This window comes from Streptomyces sp. NRRL B-1347 (genome assembly GCF_000720325.1).
In the GTDB taxonomy this organism is placed as follows: Bacteria; Actinomycetota; Actinomycetes; order Streptomycetales; family Streptomycetaceae; genus Streptomyces.
In genome coordinates this window covers 1-2,882 of the sequence record NZ_JOJM01000176.1, presented here as the reverse complement: position 1 = coordinate 2,882, position 2,882 = coordinate 1, and the positions used below count along the sequence as shown (strand labels likewise).

At 62.1% G+C, this 2,882-nt stretch carries 1 protein-coding gene; it reads left to right on the top strand.

Annotated elements, in window-relative coordinates:
• Nucleotides 1-1,430: 1,430 nt before the first annotated feature.
• On the top strand, nt 1,431-2,786 hold the full coding sequence (locus IG74_RS48595; RefSeq protein WP_051856722.1) for a PAS domain-containing protein: 1,356 nt from the start codon (nt 1,431-1,433) through the stop codon (nt 2,784-2,786).
• Nucleotides 2,787-2,882 lie beyond the last annotated feature (96 nt).

Sequence of the window (2,882 nt, the reverse complement as noted above, 5' to 3'; positions counted from 1 at the left end):
CCCTCGATCATGTGAGCCTCAACAACCCACATGATCACCGACCTCTACGCCCGCCCACCCGCACAAACGCCCCTCAACCACAACTTTGCCGAAGCCCTGGGGGCCCTGGTAGCCCTTGTCGCCGAGGCCGGGATGTCTGCCGGCCGTGGCCTCCAGCCCGGAGGCCGTGTACGCGTAGGAATCATGCCGGGCGCCGGGCAGCGGCCTGCCGACGGCGCGGAGCCGGCCCTGCAGGTCCGACATCAGTGAAGTTCACGCCTTCGGGCGTAGATCAGCCACGAGACATGCTCAACCAGCTCGTACGGGACGTCGAGCATGGAAGGATAGCGAACCAACAGAGCCCCTTGGCGCCGGTGTCGAGTGAGATCAACACCCCAACGACAAGGGGCTCTGCCATGTCACCACACCCTGCCTGACCAGGCCATTTCACACCTCGGGGACAGGATGAAAGAGGTTCAGTGAAACCCTGTGAATAGGCCTCCAGAGGCCTGGGAAGATTTGACTTGAGAGGTGCCTTGCCGCGCCGTGTTGATGGAGCGTCAGAAACTCCTATCATCGCAGCTCAGCAGGCACCCCCTTCTTGTTCCGTCACCCACAGGCCGACCACTGAGCCTTTTCAACGCGGCCACCGATCGGGTGACGGTGTTCGCTGAACCCCCTGGTCAGGGGCCACTGATTCACCATCGGGTGACGCAGCTGAAGAGGCTCACTGCACGGTGGATCGAGGCTCAGCTCGAACAGGCTCACGGCAACGGCGCGGCCATCCTTGCCTTCATAATCTACACGCGAAGAAGGCTCCGAGATGCTTTACAATTACAGGCGCCTTCACTGCGCACTCGGCCACCGAGCCTTCGCGGAAATCCATGCCGAGTGCAAGAGTCAGAAACCCCGAAAAACCTTGTCCGAGAACGTAGGGCCCCTCAGTCCCGCAGTGAGCTGGATAAGCCTGATGTGTTTGCGCGGGCAGGCCGGAGCCACCAGTGCCCACTGAGAGGACGGGGCATGCAGCAATGGCCCTCACAGGCGACGATCAGCATAGTCATCGATTCCACGAGCGCGCGTGGCAGATCGAGTGCGACAGGTCAAATGCCGACGAGGGCTCCAGCCACAGCGGTTGAGGCGCAGACACTGTGAGCATTTCAGTCTGATCGCCTGATAGTGATTCAGGGGTCGCTTGAACCGCAGATTTAAAGCGATTCTATCACCCGATTGGCAGCCGTTCCGAAGAAGCCCCTTGAGACACCACCCGGTCGGCGGCCACCTTGATGATTCTAGTCACTTCACGTACTTAATCGCTCGTTATGTCCAATATTTCAGCTGCTTGCAACCGTTGCCGCCATCGCGTGTGTCGCTCTGAAGTGTCCTGTCCCACGCGAGAGAAGCGGTGATTAGTGGACGTAGGTAAAGCGCCCTCGCCCGCCGGGGTATTGATGGACGCTGTGGTGGCGCAGCTCCCCATGGGGGTATGGATGACTGATGCGGCTCTGCGGCTGACGTATGTGGTGGCCGGCCCCGGGGTGGAGCGTCAGATCCTCGAGTCGGCTGCGGTGGTGGACTGCGGTGAAAGCCATGGATATGACGTGCGCTATCCGCAGCATCCGGACGTGGCCGCACATCTGCGGGCCCGCGCGGGGGAGACGGTGCTGTGGCGCACGGGGTGGAGCGGTTCGCTGCACGCCTGTGCTGCCCCGGCGTACGGGAAGGAGGGGCAGGTCGAAGGAGTGATCGGCGCTGCCGTGGACATGACAATGACGATGCAGGAAGAAGAGCGCCGGCGCAGAGCGGAGCACACGCTGTACTCGGTGTTGGACCACAATCGGCAGGCCATGGCACTCCTGGATGGCGGGCACCGGGTCCTGTTCGCCAACCAGACATACCTCGACGCTACCGGTAGATGTCTTGATGAGGTGTTGGGGCGTCAAGAGCCAGTGAGAATGCGGGTTCCAGAACAGCTGGTGTCAGAGGGCGGCCAGGTGGAGCAGAGCCCAGCGGTCACATGGCGGGACGCGCAGGGCCGTATTTTTCAGTCCACACATATTGATCTGCCGCCCGAGGCGGGCAACATGAGTTTTCATCTCGCCACGGACGTCACCGAGACCGAAGGGCTGCGGGAGGCTGTCGCTTGCAGCCAGGCACAGATACAGGCCGTCCTGGAAGGGGTTGGCCATGCAGTTGCAGTAGTCGATTCCGACGGGCGCATTGAGTGCGCCAACATGGCCTTCCACCACATGCTCGACGCTAGCACCGGCCACCTGATCGGAGCCAGTATCACCAACTGGATCACACCCACCTCGCACTCCTCCCTCACCGCAATGCAAGACGCTCTCACCCAGGGCGACGTACCCCACACCATCGGCCAGATCCTCTTCCAGACGCGCAGGACAATGGTCCTGGCCACCGTTACCCTGCGCATGGTGCACCGCAGCGATGGCTCGCCTGCAACAACCTGGACCGTAGACAACTACGGCGAGCCTGCCGAACAGATCGCACTCCAGCAAAACGCCGCATCCCCCGCCCTGGGTCCTTTGGATGCAAAGATCCTGGAATTGCTGGCCGCAGGCCACAACAACGCTGCGATCGCCACCCAGCTCTGCCTGAGCCGCCAGGGACTCGACTACCGCCTCAAGACACTCAGGACCCGTCTGCGCGCCGACAGCCGCGGTGCACTCGTCGCCCGCGCTTACCACAAAGGCATCTTCGAGGCCGGACACTGGCCGCCCCGATGCCGCAGGGAATGTGTGGCAGACCGTACACCTGACGACCAAGAGGGTTATTCAGGACGGTGAAGTTCCCCCACGATCACGGGCAGGTTGATGCTGGGACGTATGGGTCCCGGAGGAAGCAGTCCAGGTCGTGAGCAAGAAGAGCAATACGAGCAAGCG

Excerpts from the sequence above, each read along its gene's own strand:
- IG74_RS48595 (WP_051856722.1), top strand. The coding sequence starts at position 1,431 with ATGGACGCTGTGGTGGCGCAGCTCCCCATGGGGGTATGGATGACTGAT.